The sequence below is a fragment of the Bacteroides sp. 1001136B_160425_E2 genome (assembly GCF_015559655.1).
Taxonomy (GTDB): Bacteria; Bacteroidota; Bacteroidia; order Bacteroidales; family Bacteroidaceae; genus Bacteroides; species Bacteroides luhongzhouii.
Genome location: NZ_JADMQH010000005.1, coordinates 219,080 through 238,208 on the forward strand (window position 1 = coordinate 219,080; position 19,129 = coordinate 238,208).

Below are 19,129 nucleotides of genomic sequence, written 5' to 3' on the forward strand. Positions count from 1 at the left end.
TTCAAGACTTCACCCTCTTGTTCAAAAATATAAATAAGACCAGCTATTTTACTTCCCAGTAAATTTTATAAGTCTTAGTAAAATTAGAATTAAGCCCCTTTCTCACTTGGGTTATTGTTAAATTAGGTTCATTCTCCCGTTCACCCCAATAATAAGTATATTTGTTATTCCATTGAGCAGTTGTTTCAGTAGATAAGAACTCAAAAGCCCTTGTAGCATAAAAGTCAAACAATCCCCAAATAACTTCCGAATCATGCATGAACCATTCCCATTGATACATGCCGGATATAAAACCATCCAAGTCTACTGAACTGATATTATCATCATCGCTAAAATAACTAAATGTATGAGAATTATCACCATATAAGGAGGTTATATGACCACTTACATATGTTGGCGTCCAACTCTGATTCGTCGATCCACGCTGATATACTAATTTAGAAAGTTTCTTATTGGAATTATAAGTGAACGTACTCAATCCATCATTTGCATCCGTCCCGTTCCACATCTTTGTCAGATACCCATTCGTTCCAATAAATCCAGTATTGACAATCTTTCCATTAAGTCGCAAATAAACTGTCGTATCATCATAGGTGAATGTGTAAGTTTTGCTTGGAGTCTTATACCTCATGATACGTCCTCTGCCATCATATTCGAAGGTATATGTATCTTTATCGTCAACAACTATTTTCGTCACTTTAAATCTAGCGGAATAAGGCTTATAAGGATTATTATCATCGGTTCCACCTATTTCACCTTCTTCTCCATCATTTTGCTCCGGAGAGGAAAGCTTGTAATAGACAAACTTCAAATAATAGTCTTCATAGTTTATCACCAAAACAAGGATATTCTTTCCCAGCGTGTAGATTTCATAACGGATATCGGATATAAAGATGGAATAAAAATCTCCAGATAAGTCCCATTTCTGATTCACACTGTTTCCATTAGGATATGTCAACTTGCAGTTTCCATCCTCCGTAAATTCAAGATCCGGTTCTTCCGAAATATCCCCTTTGGACTGTTCTATTCCATCCTCATCGACCACTGTTTTAGATGACAACTTCCATTCCCCCAAAAGCATTTTACGTGCTTGCACATTTCCGGTTTCCAAAACAACTGTCTCATCTCCGTCAGAAATACAACTTGATATTGCAAACAGACAAAGCATTATTGCCAAAAACATTTTCATTCGTGCGATTACATATGTTACTTTCATATTCTGTCCTCCATTTATTTGATTTCAAATTCAACTCTGCGGTTTATCAATCTCCCTTCTTCCGTGTCATTAGAAGCTATCGGTTTAGTCATCCCATAATAAGTATAGGAAAGTTTGGAAGAACCAACCCCTTTCTTTATTAAATAATCGTATACCGCTTTCGCTCTTTTCCTGGAAAGTTCCATATTGAAATCTTCTTTACCCACATTATCCGTATGTCCTTTAATTTCAACACTAAGATTTGTTCTTTGCATCAACATGGCTATCTTATCAAGGTAAGCATATGAATTTTTGTTTATTGCACTCTTGCCAAATTCAAAATTGATAACATCTACTGCGCAGATTGTCTTTCCACCGATAGGTTTCTGGGCTATCACTAAATCAAGAATCTCTTCCAACGTATAACACGGCTTTTTCTCCTCAATGATTACAGGTACTTCCTCTTCTTCTACCACAATAGGTTTCTCAACAACGGGAACGGGCTTTTCCTTTTTAGGCGTCTTTTTAAATATACTCAAAGGAACGGACACAGCTGCCGTTATTTCTATGTCCTGATGTTTCCGTGTACCGGTAATATCATATATTGCCCGATTGACTGCGATAGCTTCCCCATCTTTTTCTTTACTTCCGTAAGTGTCAGTGACACCATACTGATAATTTGCTTCCAAAGCCAAATGAATCTTTTTTCCTGCTGCAACTTTAATAGGAATCCGTATTCCCAATCCTGCAGCCACGCTAAAATTTACTTTAGAAAAGTTCGCGTCGTTTATATCCAGAGGTTCCCATTCATAAGCTTCACCATCATGGAATTCGGTATAATTAACTTCGCCTCCTCTGCCAATCCCTAACACAGGGGCTACATAGACATAAGGACCCACTTTAGATGGATTAGTAAAATTAAAGATGAGGGGCAGACGGAAATCTGTGTATTTCGTCTTTAGTTCATAAGAGATATTGCTATCTCCTATTTTAGTTCCACGTGACAAGAAGAGAATTTCCGGTCGGACAGAAAATTTTCGGTTTCTACCCAAATCAAACTCGGCAAATATCCCACCAACTCCATTAGAAATCCAGTCCGGACTGTACTGGTCAAGATTAGAATAATGCATATTGGACAAATGCATTCCTCCTTTTACTCCCAATCTTACTCTTTCAGATTTATCACCCGATTGAGCCATCACTAAAAAACAAAAACAGCACAGGGAAAAAAATAATAAACTCCTTGCTTTCATAAAAAATGTGTTTGTTCTGTCCGCAGTCCCTTAAGGCAGAATTTACAAAACGGAAGCGTGGAACTGCGTGCCATTCCGTTAACGAAGGTCCTGAGAAAACCCAATAACACAAAATGGACAGCAGCCCCACGCCTATAGCGCGAGAACCGCTCATGCCATTCTTGTGTTATTTTGAAAATTTCTCAGGTTTTCGTTAACAAGAATGAAGCACAACGCTTCTTACAATATCACTATAAAAAATGTTCAGGGACACTTCCCTTCAACAATGCTTGCAAAGATACACACTTTTTAGCAATTCTCCATATCTCATTTCCAATAATTCCCGTTTTCTCACCTATCAAGAACAACATTTATAAGAAATACATAATATGAAAATAAAAGTTCAAAACTCGATCCTATTTAACACATCAATATACTCTCACTCTGAATAGGGTGATGCTTATACAATTGAATCGAAAATACCTTTATTCATAACGGTACGGAAATAAACTGATCCGCACGGAAAGAAATTAAATAATATAGTTTAGATTTTTCTCCACTGTATAAACAATCTATCTGAGACCCGGGTCTCAGCATCTATGACACCCGGGTCTCAGGTATGCCAACACCCGGGTGTCAGTACCATTGAGACCCGGGTGTCAGATAGAACTCTATTACTAAGCGTTTTTTCTTTGTTACTAGAGTAAATAAAATTCCGATGCATCTAATATTTATTCAAAACGGTGCAGAAAGAAGGCAAATGAGAATAAAATGAGGTATCTATCATTTTAAACGAAATGAGGATTCTCCTCTCCCTTGTATAATGTAGCTATACACTGTGAAAAGAGACTTCTCACTACGCTTAGAACAATAGATAAAACCGAAAATTCAATCCAAGACCTCTTCTGAAGTGATAAAAAGTGGATACTACAATGAAAGGAGATAGCTCTTGAAATCAGCAAACTCTTTCGTCATTTGCAAGCTCTTCTTCTCGCCTTTCATAAATTCCTGCAATTTGGCAGGTATCTCTACTGATTCACCGATAATGCTTTCCACTGTTTCAAGGAATTTAGCCGGATGAGCCGTTTCAAGGAATACACCCGTTTCGCCTTCTTTCAAGCCTTCTACCAATGCACGGTATCCGCAAGCTCCGTGAGGATCGAGGAGATAATGATGTTCTTTCCAAGTTTCTTTCACCGTTTCACGGATCTGCTCGTCGGTATAAGTTGTTCCTGAAATTTCGGCAGAGATAGCAGCATGCGAACCATTATACAAATCAAGTACACGGGCAAAGTTGCTAGGATCTCCCACGTCCATAGCGTTAGCGATTGTTGCAATAGACGGACGGGGATTGTATTTACCTGTTTGCAGGTATTGATAGAAAATATCGTTGCGGTTGTTGGCAGCAATGAAACGCTTCACAGGCAATCCCATTTTCTTTCCGAACAATCCTGCGGTGATATTTCCGAAGTTTCCGCTAGGTACGCAGATGACGGCGTTATCTGCTTTTCCGGCACGCTTCAGTTGAGCGTAAGCATAGAAATAATAAAATGCTTGTGGCAGGAAACGGGCTACATTGATGGAATTGGCAGAAGTCAATGATAGATGTTCATTCAGCTCCTTATCCATAAAAGCAGCTTTTACCAATGCCTGGCAATCATCAAACGTTCCGTCCACTTCGAGGGCAGTGATGTTCTGCCCCAGTGTAGTGAATTGTTTTTCCTGTATTTCGCTGACTTTTCCTTTCGGATAGAGCACATATACATGAATACCGTCTACACCCAGAAAACCGTTAGCCACGGCACTTCCCGTATCACCGGAAGTAGCTACCAGTACATTTACATTCTTCTGTCCTTCTTTCTTAATGAAGTATCCCAGCAGACGCGCCATGAAACGACCGCCTACATCTTTGAAGGCCAGTGTCGGTCCGTGGAAAAGTTCGAGCGAGTAGATGTTATCCGCTACTTTCACCAAAGGTACATCAAAACTTAATGTATCATATACAATCTGTTTCAAGGTGTCGGCAGGAATGTCCTCACCGAAGAAAGCATCGGCTACACGATAAGCTATTTCCTGAAAAGACAACGTATCAATTGTATCGTAAAACTCTTGTGGAAGAGGCTTGATAGACATAGGCATAAACAACCCTTTATCGGCTGCAAGACCCTTTACAACTGCTTCCTGTAAAGAAGCCACCGGCGCTTGTTTATTCGTACTATAATATTTCATGGGATGATATTTTTAGTGCTCACCACAGATTACACAGATTGACACAGATATTTTCTCTATTATTACATAATGCAAAAGTCTCTTATCACTTTAAATCTGCGCGAATCAGGGTAATCTGTGATGAACATTATTTCATAAATTCTTTAATGAACTCGTCTTCTTTCAACACACCATAACTACCATTGCAGGCAGATACTTCGTCGTAAGTTTGCACCTCGTCCGGCTCAATTCCCGGATACCAGATAAGGAACGGGATAGGTTCGGAAGTGTGCGTGCGAAGTTCGCAGGGAGTAGGATGGTCAGGCAATACGGCTATTGCTACCGGTTCATCCCAATCTTTCACAGCTTCGTAGATAGGTCCTACGGCACGTTTATCCAGATTCTCGATAGTGAGAAGTTTCAAGTCGATGTCTCCTTCGTGTCCGGCCTCATCACTGGCTTCGATATGAAGATAGACAAAGTCATCGGTTTTCAAGGCTTCCAATGCAGCCGCCACTTTATTTTCATAATTTGTATTATACAGACCGGTTGCTCCTTCTACCGCAATACGACGCAACCCAGCATAATAACCGATTCCATTTATCAGATCGACTGCCGAAATCACCGCACCTTTTTCCACTTGCGGGAAAGTTTCGGAGAAAGTAGACATCTGCGGACGATAACCGGGGCTCCAAGGCCAAATACTATTGGCGGGGTCTTTACCTTCAGCCATGCGTTTCAGGTTCAATGGATGATTCTTCAACAGTTCCTGTGATTTTAGAATCAGGTCATTAATCAGATCTGCCGTTTCTTGTGCTTCCGGCACCAATGGTTTCACCATCAGCGGGCGGAAAGGTTTCAAAGGAACATCGTGCGGAGGAGTGCAGTCCAATTCTTTATTTCCTCCCTTGATAACCAACAGATGACGGTATTGGACTCCTGTGTGAAACCGTACGCGTTCATTGCCTAGTTTTTCTTGCAGGTATTGAATCAATACGTCCGCTTCTTCCGTAGATATATGTCCGGAGGAGTGATTCTTCAGAATTTCTCCTTCCACACAAATCAAGTTACAACGCATTGCCATCTCGCCCGGCTTCAGATCCACGCCGATACTGGCAGCTTCCAGCGGTCCACGACCTTCGTACACTTTCGGAAGATTATATCCCAACACAGACATGTTGGCTACTTCACTACCCGGATGGAAACCTTCCGCCACGGTAATCAAGCGACCATTACGTCCCATTCGGGCTAATTTATCCATATATGGCGTTTTCGCATATTGCAGGAGCGTCTTGTCCCCTAGTGACTTCACTGGCCAGTCGGCCATTCCGTCTCCCAATATAATGATATGCTTCATAAATTGAAAATTAAACGTTCGCGATGCTCATGATATCAGCGAATACTCCGGCAGCCGTAACTCCGGCACCGGCACCGTATCCCTGAATCATCATCGGATATTCTTTATAGCGTTCCGTAGTAAGCAGGATAATGTTGTTGCTACCTTCCAGACCGTAGAACGGGTGGTTGGCACCTACTTCCTGTAAGCCGACAGAAGCTTTTCCGTTCTCCAGTTTGGCTACGAAACGCCAGTGTTTATTTTCTTTCTCCAATACCTGGCGGCGGGCTTCAAAGTCTGCGTCGAGACTTGGAACACGTTTCCAAAAATCTTCCAAAGAACCTTCGAAGAAGTCATTCGGAACAAAGAGGTTCTTTTCAACATCTTCCTGTTCCAGACGGTATCCGGCTTCACGTGCCAGAATCACCAGTTTACGGATTACGTCTTTTCCGCTCAAGTCGATACGCGGGTCCGGTTCGGAGTAACGTTCTTCCTGTGCCATTTTGATGGTACGGCTGAAAGGAATATCGGCACTGATTTTGTTAAAGATGTAGTTCAACGTACCTGAAAGCACTGCTTCAATCTTCAGAATCTTGTCGCCACTATGAATCAGGTCATTGATCGTGTTAATAATTGGAAGGCCTGCACCTACGTTTGTTTCGAACAGATATTTCACACCACGTTGGCGGGCAATCGTTTTCAGTTCACGATAGTTCTCGTAAGCGGAAGAAGCGGCAATCTTGTTGGCTGCTACCACAGAGATATTGTGTTGCAGGAAATCTTTATAAAGTGACGCAATGTCGGCGCTGGCCGTACAGTCTACAAATACAGAATTAAAGATGTTCATTCCGATAATCTCGTCGCGGATGGTTTGCAGACTACTGTCTTTCCCCTTTTCCAGCAGTTCTTTACGGAAGTTGGCAAGGTCGAAACCTTCACGGCTGAACATTGCCTTGGCAGCATCAATGATACCTACCACATGGAGTTTCAATCCGTTTTCCATCATGAGTTTCTGCTGTTGGCAACGAATCTGTTCTACGAGGCTGCCGCCTACCGTACCGACACCGCAGATAAAGAGGTTCAGTACCTGATATTCGGAGAGGAAGAAAGAGTCGTGAATGACGTTCAGGGATTTACGCAGAGATTTGGAATCGACCACAAAAGAGATATTTGTTTCCGAAGCTCCTTGCGCACAGGCAATTACGTTGATACCGTTGCGTCCCAGCGTACCGAAAAGTTTACCGGCGATACCCGGGGTATGTTTCATATTCTCGCCTACGATAGCAACCGTTGCCAGGTTTCTTTCCGCGAGAATCGGAGAAATCTCTCCCATTTCTATTTCTTTCGCGAATTCCTCATTCAGCACTTCACAAGCCAGGTCGGCATCGGCATTACGCACACCGATAGAAGTACTGTTCTCCGATGAAGCCTGCGACACGAGGAATACGCTGATTCCGTTCTTAGCCAATGCTTTAAAGATACGGTAGTTTACACCGATCACACCCACCATACCGAGTCCCTGAACAGTGATCAGGCTGGTGTCGTTGATGGAGGAAATACCTTTGATAGCCTTGCTCTGCGGGTTGGAAACTTCTTGTTTGATAATCGTTCCCACTCCGTCCGGATTGAAGGTATTCTTTATTATAATAGGAATATTCTTGTGACATACGGGATAGATAGTCGGCGGATAAACCACCTTTGCACCGAAATTACAAAGTTCGGTCGCTTCTACATAACTCAATTCCGTAATGGTATAAGCAGTTGAAATGACACGCGGGTCAGCCGTCATAAATCCGTCTACATCCGTCCAGATTTCCAGACTTGCCGCATCCAAAGCCGCAGCAATAATGGCAGCCGTATAGTCCGAGCCACCACGCCCGAGGTTCGTCACATCTCCTGTCGTTTTATCTGAAGAGATGAATCCCGGCACCAGTGACACTTTAGGGATAGACCTGAAAGCCTCTTTCACCAACTTATTAGTCAGGTCGGTATCCAGCGTATGTTTACTATGTTTTCTTTCGGTCTTGATAAAAGTGCGCGAATCGAACCATTCTGCTCCATCAATCAGTTCGGTAACGATAATGGATGAAAGGCGTTCACCATAGCTGACGATTGTATCCGAAGTCTTAGCGGAAAGGTCTCTAATCAGATAAATTCCCTGGAAGATGTCCTTCAATTCGTTCAGCAGTTCGCCAATCTGACGTTGCAACGATACTTGCTTTTCTCCGGCAGGAATCACCTCCTTAATCATCTCTACATGACGGTAAACGATTTCGCGGAACTCACCCTCATAGGCTGAATCTCCTACTGCCGCCATCTTTGATGTATTTATCAATTTGTCAGTGATGCCTCCCAATGCGGAAACAACTACAATTACCGGCTCACCTGCCGACTCTACAATTCTCTTTACGCTTAAAATGCTGTTCACGGAACCTACGGACGTCCCGCCGAATTTCATTACTTTCATGAAGATACTTATTTAAATGCAATGTCCTGCAGTTTGCTTTTTACAGAACGATTGGTTGTTTACGAATAAAATTGAATTTGAATTTTGCCTGTTTATACAAGCGTGAATCACGTAGATACACAAAAACTATCCATCAACCCCTAAGGGTCATGGTACACATGGATGTGACTGTATGTGGATAGTACTTCATCATAGTCCTTGTTTCTACTCTTGTTTTTGATAAGTGTCGCAAAAGTAATAATAAAAACGTTCAATCTATCACTTTTTTCGGTTTTTTTCTGATAAAAAGAATCTTCCGCCTTCTATTCGTCCTGTCATTCGCCTTTACTTTTATGACATTTTGCTACTTATATATCAAATATATTATTATATTTGCGAAAACAATCGCACAAAATCAGCTTATGAATCCATTAAATACTTCCGTATTGCTAATATACACCGGTGGAACAATTGGTATGATCGAGAATGCCGCGACAGGTGCTCTGGAGAACTTTAACTTCGAGCAACTGCAAAAGTATATCCCCGAACTGCAAAAGTTCAACTTCCCGATTGATACCTATCAGTTTGACCCTCCAATGGATTCATCGGACATGGAACCGGATATATGGCGGAAGCTGGTACGCATCATTCATGAAAATTACGACCGTTACCACGGCTTCGTCATTCTGCACGGGACGGATACGATGGCTTACACTGCTTCGGCATTGAGTTTTATGCTCGAAGGACTCGATAAACCTGTTATCCTCACAGGTTCACAACTTCCCATAGGTGTACTCCGCACGGACGGAAAAGAAAATCTGATGACCAGCATCGAGATTGCCGTCGCGCAAAATAAGGAAGGGAGAGCGCTGGTGCCGGAAGTATGCATCTTCTTTGAAAACCATCTGATGCGGGGAAACCGTACGACCAAGATGAATGCGGAAAACTTCAACGCATTCCGTTCTTTCAATTATCCGGTATTGGCGGAAGCCGGAATCCATATCAAATATAATAATGTGCAGATTCACGTAAATGGTGAGAAGCGGGAATTGAAGCCTCATTATCTGTTGGATACCAATGTAGTGGTGCTGAAACTCTTCCCGGGCATCCAGGAAAATGTGATTGCCACCATTCTAGGGATTGACGGATTGAAAGCTGTCGTGCTCGAAACATACGGTTCGGGGAATGCTCCCCGGAAGGAATGGTTCATACGTCGGCTTTGTCAGGCCAGCGAACGTGGAATTGTGATTGTCAACGTGACACAATGCAGCGCAGGAATGGTAGAGATGGAACGTTATGAAACGGGATACCAGTTGTTGCAGGCAGGTGTTGTCTCCGGATATGACAGTACGACGGAGTCGGCTGTGACTAAATTAATGTTCTTACTCGGACATGGATATACAGCGGACGAGGTGCGCGACCGGATGAACCGTTCGATGGCAGGAGAGATAACTCTGTAAATTCCCTGTTTGTTTTACGCATTGAACAGATTTTATCTGAATTTGTTTTGCGCGTTGAACAAATAGGGTTTTAACTAAACAAATTCTTAAGCCAGTTCACAAATAAAATGGCCTGTTCAGAGTCTGCTCTCAAATAGCTTTTTGCAATTGCACTTCCCATAGAAACTCCGGGCTCCTCTTGCCAAGCCAGAAATGTATGAATGCGAGCCTTGGATTTATGAATTGCTTTATACTTATTCACTTTTTTATCTTCTATTACTTCCAAAGCGGCATCTACTTCATCTAACAAGTCTTTGTCATTGACAGCCAACTTAGCCAGGAAATCCTCCAACATTCCGTTCAATTGATTATCAGGCATCACCCAAACTCCAATCTTCACATCGTCAGAATCATTTGGGAAAAGAATCAGCCCTTCATTTGGAAGAACATCAGGTACTGTATACTTTCCGCTTTCAACTAATATCTGAGAGATTCGTTGCCAACGCCCGGCCATATTCAAATCCGCATCAATCACAAGCCCTAATATTCGATTATTGGCAGTTTGTTTATCTATCAGAATACGAAATAATTCGATTGCTTTTTCTACTGAACCGCATGGTTTAATAAAAATATTATCCTCTAATTGATTCAATTCCCTTAAATGCGCTATCACAAACAAATCATCCGGTCCCTCTACTAATAATTTGAATGCATAATCTTCTTCTCTCCGCTTGTCAGCCATTTTATCGTTTTATCTAATTTCAATATCCTGCTCCAATACCAACTCCAAGTCTTCCTTATTATCGTAAGTAACGGCTACAACTTTATTTTTACGCCGCTCTAAACGAATAAATGTCCCGTCATTTTCTATATTTTCTGCTACAAAAGCGCGAATTGCATCACGGCTATGGGTTGTTACGAAAACCTGTATATTGAGCATCCTTGACAAACTAAAAATGACTTTCCATAATTTCTGCTGAACTGAATAGTGTAACCCATTTTCAAACTCATCAATAAGCAAAACACCCTCCTTAGTATTCAACATTGCAAGAATAATAGTCAAAATACGGTTTATTCCATCTCCCATAGAACTTAATCTACGTGGCTTTGATTCTCCCTCAAACACAACATACGGTACACGCTCATCCTCATTTCTCTCACGCGAAAACCTATTTTTACGTCTATCATCTTTCAAGAAGTTCAAATCCACTATTCTTTGCTCTATTATTTGCAGAGCCTTCACAACCTCTTTCTGTAATGGAGTTAGAGCTAGTTTATCAAACAAAGAAGGATTATTTATTGTATTTATATCCCCCATTCTTACATATTGAACTTTATTCAACAAATCCATTTGGGAACGAGGAACCGAACCATTAAACGTATAAAGAATCTTTTGACCGAGAGAAGGAGTAATCTCCAAACCAAGTCCTATATTTTCATAATAACTACTTGGGTCATAATTCTCGACAACAGTACGAACAGTTCTATCAAAGCCACCTTCCGTTATCTGCATCTCCGTAAAATACACAAATCGTATTTCCACCTTACGCTCCATATCTGATAGCATAATAGGAAGCTCAAATTTATGCTCATTATCGTAATTAGGAACAAAGGACAAAAAACTATCCAACTCCTTTCGTTGGTGGTTTTCTACATATCGGTCAGTTGACTCACCACGGAATTCCAATAATTGCATCAGCCATTCAAGACTTCCACCGGATTGAAGTATGGAAACAGCCTCTAATAGCGAAGATTTACCTACGTTATTTTCACCTGCTATCAAATTCACACGTCCCAATTTATCGATTTGTAAACTCTCCAGGTTCTTATAATTCTTTATATACAAACTATTCATATTGAACGGAATTTTGTGTATTATCACAACAAAGATAGTTATTATTGTGATTCGCCTTACATAATTGAATTAAAATCAATGAGATTTGTTTTGTGCTTTGGGCTATTTATAGTTACTTTTGCTCCAAAAGCAAGTTGACGAGACTTATTTAGTTAGAATAAGAGATAAAATGGCAAAAGAGAAAACCGTATATGTATGCAGTAATTGCGGACAAGATTCACCGAAATGGGTGGGTAAATGTCCGTCGTGTGGAGAATGGAATACGTATGTTGAAGAAATCGTACGGAAAGAACCTACCAACCGCCGCCCGGTGTCGGGCATTGAGACACAGAAACCCAAGCCACTGGCACTTAGCGATATTGAAGCGGACGATGAGCCACGCATCAATATGCACGATGATGAATTGAATCGCGTATTGGGTGGCGGACTTGTACAAGGTTCTCTCGTCCTGATAGGCGGTGAGCCGGGAATCGGTAAATCCACGCTCGTCATGCAGACCGTACTGCACATGCCGGAAAAGAAAATCCTTTATGTGTCCGGTGAAGAAAGTGCACGGCAGCTGAAACTCCGTGCTGATCGTCTCTCCGATACTTCCAGCGATTGCCTGATCGTTTGTGAAACTTCGCTCGAACAAATTTATGTGCATATCAAGAATACGAATCCCGATCTAGTGATTATCGACTCTATACAGACCATTTCGACCGAGAGTATCGAATCATCTCCCGGAAGTATTGCGCAAGTCAGAGAGTGTTCGGCCTCTATTCTTCGTTTTGCGAAAGAAACGCATACTCCTGTGTTGCTGATCGGTCATATTAATAAGGAAGGAAGTATTGCAGGACCTAAAGTGTTGGAACACATCGTAGATACTGTTCTTCAATTTGAAGGCGACCAGCATTATATGTATCGTATTCTGCGCAGTATCAAGAATCGTTTCGGCAGTACGGCAGAGTTAGGTATTTATGAAATGCGTCAGGATGGGTTGCGCCAGGTGAATAATCCTTCCGAACTTTTGCTTAGTCAGGACCATGAGGGAATGAGTGGAGTAGCTATTGCTTCCGCTATCGAAGGGATACGCCCGTTCTTGATCGAGACACAGGCTTTGGTCAGTTCTGCCGTTTATGGAAATCCTCAACGTTCGGCAACCGGTTTTGATTTAAGAAGAATGAATATGTTGCTGGCTGTTCTCGAAAAGCGTGTCGGATTTAAGCTGGCACAGAAAGATGTGTTTTTGAATATTGCCGGAGGACTGAAAGTAAATGACCCGGCTATCGACTTGCCGGTTATCAGTGCCATCCTTTCTTCCAATATGGACGCAGCCATTGAGCCGGAAGTTTGTATGGCGGGAGAAATCGGATTGTCGGGAGAGATACGTCCTGTGAATCGAATAGAACAACGTATCGGTGAAGCCGAAAAATTAGGTTTCAAACGATTCTTGTTGCCCAAATACAATCTGCAAGGCATTGACACTAAGAAACTGAAGATCGAGTTAGTTCCGGTGAGAAAGGTAGAAGAGGCATTCAGGGCTTTATTTGGATAAGCACTGATACATATCACTGATGAATAAATGATCTGCTTTATCAATTTTATAGTAGAAAATAATATCAACAATAACTAAATGATACAAGAATACCAACTCCGCATACTTCCCGAAATCGCAGCAAACGAACAAAAACTAAAGGAATATCTTTCTAAAGAAAAAGGGTTGAACCTGCGTGACATCACTGCTACCCGAATCTTGAAACGAAGCATCGATGCACGGCAACGGACCATCTTCGTCAATCTGAAGGTACGGGCGTACATCCGTGAGATGCCTAAGGATGACGAATACGAGCATACTATATATAATAAGGTAGAGGGAAAGCCGCAAGTGATTGTCGTAGGCGCAGGCCCCGGCGGACTATTTGCTGCCCTGCGTCTCATCGAACTGGGATTACGTCCCGTTGTTATCGAGCGCGGAAAAGACGTGCGTGAGCGGAAAAAAGATTTAGCACAGATCAGCAGGGAACACACGGTTGACCCGGAATCGAATTACAGTTTTGGCGAAGGAGGTGCAGGAGCTTATTCGGACGGGAAACTCTATACCCGGAGCAAGAAGAGAGGGAATGTAGACAAGATATTGAATGTATTCTGCCAGCATGGGGCTTCTACGGCAATATTAGTAGACGCGCATCCGCATATCGGGACAGATAAGTTGCCACGTGTCATTGAAAATATGCGGAATACCATCATCGAATGTGGCGGAGAAGTACATTTCCAGACACGAATGGAGGCACTGATTATCGAGAATGATGAAGTAAAAGGTATCGAAACAAACACAGGAAAGACTTTTCTCGGACCTGTGATACTGGCAACCGGACATTCGGCGAGAGATGTATATCGTTGGTTGGCTGCGAATAATGTGGCGATTGAAGCGAAAGGCATTGCAGTCGGTGTCCGTTTGGAGCATCCGGCAATGTTGATCGATCAGATACAATATCATAGTAAGGAAGGGCGAGGCAAGTATCTGCCTGCCGCAGAATACAGCTTCGTCACGCAGGTTGAAGGCAGAGGAGTATATAGCTTCTGTATGTGCCCCGGCGGTTTCATTGTTCCTGCCGCCAGCGGACCGGAGCAAGTGGTAGTGAACGGAATGTCTCCTTCTAATCGTGGCTCGCGATGGAGCAATTCGGGCATGGTGGTGGAAGTGCAACCGGAGGACTTGATTAATGAAGAAGTAAAAGTGGACAACGGAGAATCGGTTGCGCGACGAAATGAACAGCTGCTGGCTCTTAATCCTAATCTAAATAGTGCTCAACTTTCTGAAATCAATTCACAACTGCTGTCCGTTCTTCACTTTCAGGAAGAACAGGAACGCCAATGCTGGTTGCAAGGAGGCAGAAGGCAGACAGCACCGGCACAGCGTATGCAGGACTTCACCCGCAAGAAATTGAGTTACGACTTACCCGAATCTTCCTACAGTCCGGGATTGATTTCTTCTCCGCTTCATTTCTGGATGCCGGAGTTTATCAGCAAAAGATTATCTCTCGGTTTCCAGCAATTCGGACGTTACAGTCATGGCTTCCTCACTAATGAGGCGGTGATGATCGGCATAGAGACACGTACTTCTTCTCCCGTTCGCATCGTACGCGATAAAGAGACATTGCAACATACAACCGTTCGCGGATTATTCCCTTGCGGAGAAGGCGCAGGCTATGCTGGAGGAATTGTTTCTGCCGGAGTGGATGGAGAACGGTGTGCGGAAGCCGTAGCCAATTATTTTAATCGCTAACTAAAACTACATGAAAATGAATCATCAACCCGAAATAGCCATTGTAGAAGCAAACACACTAACCAGTCTCGGTCTGAAAGGAATCCTGGAAGAAATGATTCCTATGGCAACCATACGCACCTTCCATCAATTCAGTGAACTGATGGATGATACGCCGGATATGTATGCCCATTATTTCATTTCTGCGCAGATTTACGTGGAGCACAATGCCTTCTTTCTCCCCCGGAAACGAAAAACGATTGTATTAGCAAGTGACAGTCCGCAATTCCAACTGTCCGGCGTGCCTGTACTCAACATCCATGAATCCGAGGAAGAGCTGGTGAAAAATATATTGAAACTCCACCAACACGCCCACCACAACGGCTATCCGGTGAAAGACATGCTGTCCATGCCTCCGACACAACCTCATCAGGAGATTTTATCTTCCCGTGAAATAGAAGTGCTCGTACTGATAACCAAAGGATTAATCAACAAAGAAATTGCAGATAAACTGAATATCAGCCTGACCACCGTTATCACTCACCGGAAAAATATCACAGAGAAATTAGGCATCAAATCCGTCTCCGGACTGACTATTTATGCGGTAATGAACGGGTATATCGAGGCTGACCGGATCTGACGCGTCCTCTATGGTGAACAAATCCTAATAAATGAGGATTGACCATTGTCTATATTTGCCGTTACTTTGCACCAGATAAATTAACAGCAGATGAAGACAAAGAATATTATGATTGCCCTTACACTCCTGACGACAGGAACAGCATGGGCTGAAGATTTCCCCAAAGACTCACTAAAAATAGTAGACATCGAAGAAGTGGTAGTGATTGCTACCCCGAAAGAGAATCGTAAATTGCGTGAATTGCCGGTAGCCGCCACTGTTTTATCACAAGATAATATGCGAGCCTATCAGGTGAACTCTGTAAAAAACCTGACAGGCATTGTCCCCAATCTGTTTATCCCCGATTATGGTTCCAAACTGACCACTTCCATTTATATCCGCGGAATCGGCTCACGTATCAACACTCCGTCCGTAGGACTTTATGTAGACAACATCCCTTACATCGACAAATCCGCTTTCGACTTCAACTATGCTGATATCGAACGTATTGACATTCTCCGTGGACCACAAGGTACTCTCTACGGACGTAATACGATGGGAGGACTTATCAAAGTACACACAAAATCGCCTTTCACTTATCAAGGTACTGATATCCGCATGGGAGCAGCAACTTACAATAATTATAATGTTTCACTCACCCACTATCATCGGACATCCGACCGCTTCGCTTTTTCTACCGGAGGTTTCTACGAACACACAGGTGGCTTCTTTGAAAATTCGGCAAGAAATAACGAAAAAGTAGACAAGAGCAATGCCGGTGGCGGACGTTTCCGTGGTATTTACCTGCCTACTTCGAACCTGAAAATAGATATGGCTCTTAGCTATGAATATAGCGATCAAGGCGGTTATCCCTATTATTATACCGGGATTACCCCCAGTGCAATAGCTAAAGCGAAAGAAAATGGTAAAGAAATTACAGAAGACCGGGCAGATTATATCGGTAAGATTTCATATAACGACCGCAGCAGTTACCGCCGTGGATTGCTCAACTCCGGTGTTAACATCGAATATCAAGCTAACAACTTTATATTAAGTGCCGTGACAGGTTATCAGAACTTGAACGACCGTATGTTTCTCGATCAGGATTTCACAGAAAGAGATATTTTCAATATTGAGCAAAAGCAGCGTGCAAACACCATTTCCGAAGAGATTGTGTTGAAAGCCAAACCCGGAAAAAGATGGCAATGGGCTACGGGCGCTTTCGGATTCTATCAATGGCTGCATACGACAGGTCCTGTTTTGTTTAAAGAAGAAGGTGTGAAGTCGGTCATTGAAAACAACGCCAATGCCGCTTTTAAGGAAGTATCTGCCAAACCCGGAGCTCCCACCATGGGAATGACTGTACACAACCCGTCATTAAGCGTAGGAGGAACTTTCGATACTCCGACTCTTAGCGGCGCACTTTATCATCAGTCTACTTTCAGCAACTTGTTCATAGAAGGGCTGTCCGTTACAGCCGGCCTCCGGCTCGATTACGAGAAAATCAGTATGAAGTATAATTCTCTTAGCACTCCTATCGACTTTGGTTTTGATTTTCACATGGCAAAGGGTCCCATGCAAATCAACCTGTCCGATCAGAATATGAAAGCCCCGGCCTCTTTTGTAGGCAAGCTCTCTACTGATTATGTACAGCTTCTACCCAAATTTGCTATTCAATATGAATGGAAGAATCAAAATAACGTTTATGCCACCGTTACCCGGGGATATCGTTCGGGAGGATATAACATCCAAATGTTCTCTGACTTATCACAAACAGAATTGAAAAATTCGATGATGAATGCCATCAAAGAAAGTCCGACAATAGGACAAGATCCCACCTGGGGAGCAACCATTATTAAAATGATGGACCAAATGGTGCCTGCAAAAGAGATTGATGTAAAAGCGTCCACTACTTACAAACCCGAATATTCGTGGAACTACGAAGTAGGTAGCCACCTTACTTTATGGGAAGGCAGACTTTGGGCCGACGTCGCAGCATTCTACATGGATACCCGCGACCAACAACTCTCCCAATTTGCAGAAAGTGGTTTGGGACGTATCACTATCAATGCAGGAAAAAGCCGCAGTTATGGTGCAGAAGCAGCTCTTCGTGCCAGTGTGACAAAAGCATTTAATCTGAATGTTAGTTACGGATATACGTATGCCACTTTTACGGATTATGTAATCACAGAAGAGAAAAAAGATGGCACTCCTATAACTACGGATTATAATGGCAAATACGTACCCTTCGTCCCCAAACACACTCTGAACATCGGTGGAGAATATGCCATCACCTGCAGTCCGCGCTCTATCTTCGACCGGGTTGTATTCCAAGCTAATTATAACGCTGCAGGACGTATCTACTGGAGTGAACAAAACGATGTCAGTCAATCTTTCTATGGCACACTCAACTGGAGAACGAATCTGGAAATCGGCGACGCAATGATTAGTTTTTGGGCACGCAACTTCCTGAATAAAGACTATGCCGCCTTCTACTTTGAAACAATGAACAAAGGCTTTATGCAGAAAGGACGCCCAATGCAGTTTGGGGTAGATCTCCGCTGCCGCTTCTAATCATTTTCACTCATAGAGATATTATTTAGTCATTTTATTGTCAGCTAAAGATTTTATCCATATAGAACAATGATTATCAACTCATTGACACCTGACAATAAGTGCTGACAATAACCCAAAAACAGGCTGACAATAAAAGATTCGGACTTTTATTGTCAGCCTGTCTCTTATAGATTGATGGCATAAAATACGTGATAGAAGAACGTATGCCTCTATGAAGTATGTATTATAAAGCCGTTATACTTAATTAATCCAATAAGCATTGTTCTCTTAAACCTACGCTATCTTTACCTTTCCATGGCTGTGGTAACTTCTCTTCACGGCCGTGGAGAGATCTCGTCACGGCTGTGGGAAGAAGTCACCACGGCCGTGGGAAGGTAAAGATAGCGGTACCTTCACACAACTATACCGGCATCTTAACAGAACTATACCGGTGTCCTGGCATTACTTTACCTACAGTTTCCTATTGGGCACACGCATCATCTGATAAGCGATACGCTCTGTCCCGTTCTTTACATAAATGATGCCACAACGTTGAAAGCCATACTTCGTCAATATATGCTGCATGACTTTATTGTCCCGATGAGTATCTACCCGAACATTGGGCCAACGTTCGAAGCACCAGTTCAGGCAAGTTTCCGATACCCCTTTCCGTTTTCCGTTCGTTGCCAACCGGTGAACCACTCCATAAGGTTCATTATTAAGCCATGCTCCTTCATAAATTTGTTGATAAGTAGGATCTTCTCCCAAGATAAAACAAAAAGTCCCCAAGATTTCTCCCTGTTCATCTATGCAGACAAAACTATGTCCATCCTCAATTTCCCGACGAATCAATCCTTCAGAAGGATAGCCGTCAATCCATTGGGTAGTATTTCCGGTTGCACGCATGAAAGCACGGGCATAGTCATAAATCTCCATCACTAAAGGGAGATCTTTTATTTCGGTAGACCTGATTTCCATCATTTGAAAAGTTATTCA

The 19,129-nt window shown here is 42.6% G+C and carries 13 protein-coding genes; 5 read left to right on the forward strand and 8 right to left on the reverse strand.

Annotation, left to right across the window (positions count from 1 at the left end; translation table 11 throughout):
- Window positions 1-43: 43 nt before the first annotated feature.
- From I2I04_RS06910 to thrA, 5 genes are all read right to left on the reverse strand, one after another.
- Window positions 44-1,216 (reverse strand): hypothetical protein, encoded by a 1,173-nt coding sequence (locus I2I04_RS06910; RefSeq protein ID WP_195654650.1) that lies wholly within the window; start codon window positions 1,214-1,216, stop codon window positions 44-46.
- A 14-nt stretch (window positions 1,217-1,230) separates the two neighbouring features.
- Complete coding sequence (locus I2I04_RS06915) at window positions 1,231-2,448, reverse strand: OmpA family protein (RefSeq protein WP_229126941.1); 1,218 nt, start codon at window positions 2,446-2,448, stop codon at window positions 1,231-1,233.
- A gap of 906 nt (window positions 2,449-3,354) precedes the next feature.
- Window positions 3,355-4,656 (reverse strand): threonine synthase, encoded by a 1,302-nt coding sequence (gene thrC / locus I2I04_RS06920; protein WP_008640729.1) that lies wholly within the window; start codon window positions 4,654-4,656, stop codon window positions 3,355-3,357.
- 127 nt (window positions 4,657-4,783) lie between these two features.
- Window positions 4,784-5,992: a cofactor-independent phosphoglycerate mutase gene (locus I2I04_RS06925; protein ID WP_143259998.1), complete on the reverse strand. Its 1,209-nt coding sequence runs from the start codon at window positions 5,990-5,992 to the stop codon at window positions 4,784-4,786.
- A 10-nt stretch (window positions 5,993-6,002) separates the two neighbouring features.
- On the reverse strand, window positions 6,003-8,438 hold the full coding sequence (gene thrA / locus I2I04_RS06930; protein WP_143259999.1) for a bifunctional aspartate kinase/homoserine dehydrogenase I: 2,436 nt from the start codon (window positions 8,436-8,438) through the stop codon (window positions 6,003-6,005).
- 401 nt (window positions 8,439-8,839) lie between these two features.
- Between thrA and I2I04_RS06935 the strand changes: the two genes are divergently transcribed.
- The gene (locus I2I04_RS06935) at window positions 8,840-9,877 is read left to right on the forward strand and encodes an asparaginase (RefSeq protein WP_195654651.1); all 1,038 of its coding nucleotides are present in this window, start codon (window positions 8,840-8,842) and stop codon (window positions 9,875-9,877) included.
- 70 nt (window positions 9,878-9,947) lie between these two features.
- On the opposite strand, the gene I2I04_RS06940 is transcribed toward I2I04_RS06935, so the two are convergent.
- The gene (locus tag I2I04_RS06940; protein WP_143260001.1) at window positions 9,948-10,598 is read right to left on the reverse strand and encodes a DUF3226 domain-containing protein; all 651 of its coding nucleotides are present in this window, start codon (window positions 10,596-10,598) and stop codon (window positions 9,948-9,950) included.
- A gap of 9 nt (window positions 10,599-10,607) precedes the next feature.
- Window positions 10,608-11,711, reverse strand: coding sequence for an AAA family ATPase (locus tag I2I04_RS06945; protein WP_143260002.1), 1,104 nt, complete (start codon window positions 11,709-11,711; stop codon window positions 10,608-10,610).
- A gap of 169 nt (window positions 11,712-11,880) precedes the next feature.
- On the opposite strand from I2I04_RS06945, the gene radA reads away from it, so the two are divergent.
- The 4 genes from radA to I2I04_RS06965 all read left to right on the forward strand — a co-directional run bounded on the left by radA (window position 11,881) and on the right by I2I04_RS06965 (window position 18,151).
- Entirely contained in the window at window positions 11,881-13,248 is a 1,368-nt protein-coding gene (radA, locus tag I2I04_RS06950) for a DNA repair protein RadA (RefSeq protein WP_143260003.1), read from the forward strand.
- Window positions 13,249-13,326: 78 nt separating this feature from the next.
- Window positions 13,327-14,979 carry an NAD(P)/FAD-dependent oxidoreductase gene (locus I2I04_RS06955; RefSeq protein WP_143260004.1) on the forward strand — a complete coding sequence of 551 codons (1,653 nt, stop codon included), beginning with the start codon at window positions 13,327-13,329 and terminating at the stop codon, window positions 14,977-14,979.
- Window positions 14,980-14,995: 16 nt separating this feature from the next.
- Window positions 14,996-15,598: a response regulator transcription factor gene (locus tag I2I04_RS06960; protein ID WP_195654652.1), complete on the forward strand. Its 603-nt coding sequence runs from the start codon at window positions 14,996-14,998 to the stop codon at window positions 15,596-15,598.
- Window positions 15,599-15,688: 90 nt separating this feature from the next.
- Window positions 15,689-18,151 carry a TonB-dependent receptor gene (locus I2I04_RS06965; RefSeq protein ID WP_185911550.1) on the forward strand — a complete coding sequence of 821 codons (2,463 nt, stop codon included), beginning with the start codon at window positions 15,689-15,691 and terminating at the stop codon, window positions 18,149-18,151.
- Window positions 18,152-18,604: 453 nt separating this feature from the next.
- On the opposite strand, the gene I2I04_RS06970 is transcribed toward I2I04_RS06965, so the two are convergent.
- The gene (locus tag I2I04_RS06970; protein ID WP_195654653.1) at window positions 18,605-19,114 is read right to left on the reverse strand and encodes a GNAT family N-acetyltransferase; all 510 of its coding nucleotides are present in this window, start codon (window positions 19,112-19,114) and stop codon (window positions 18,605-18,607) included.
- Between the last annotated feature and the right edge of the window lie 15 nt (window positions 19,115-19,129).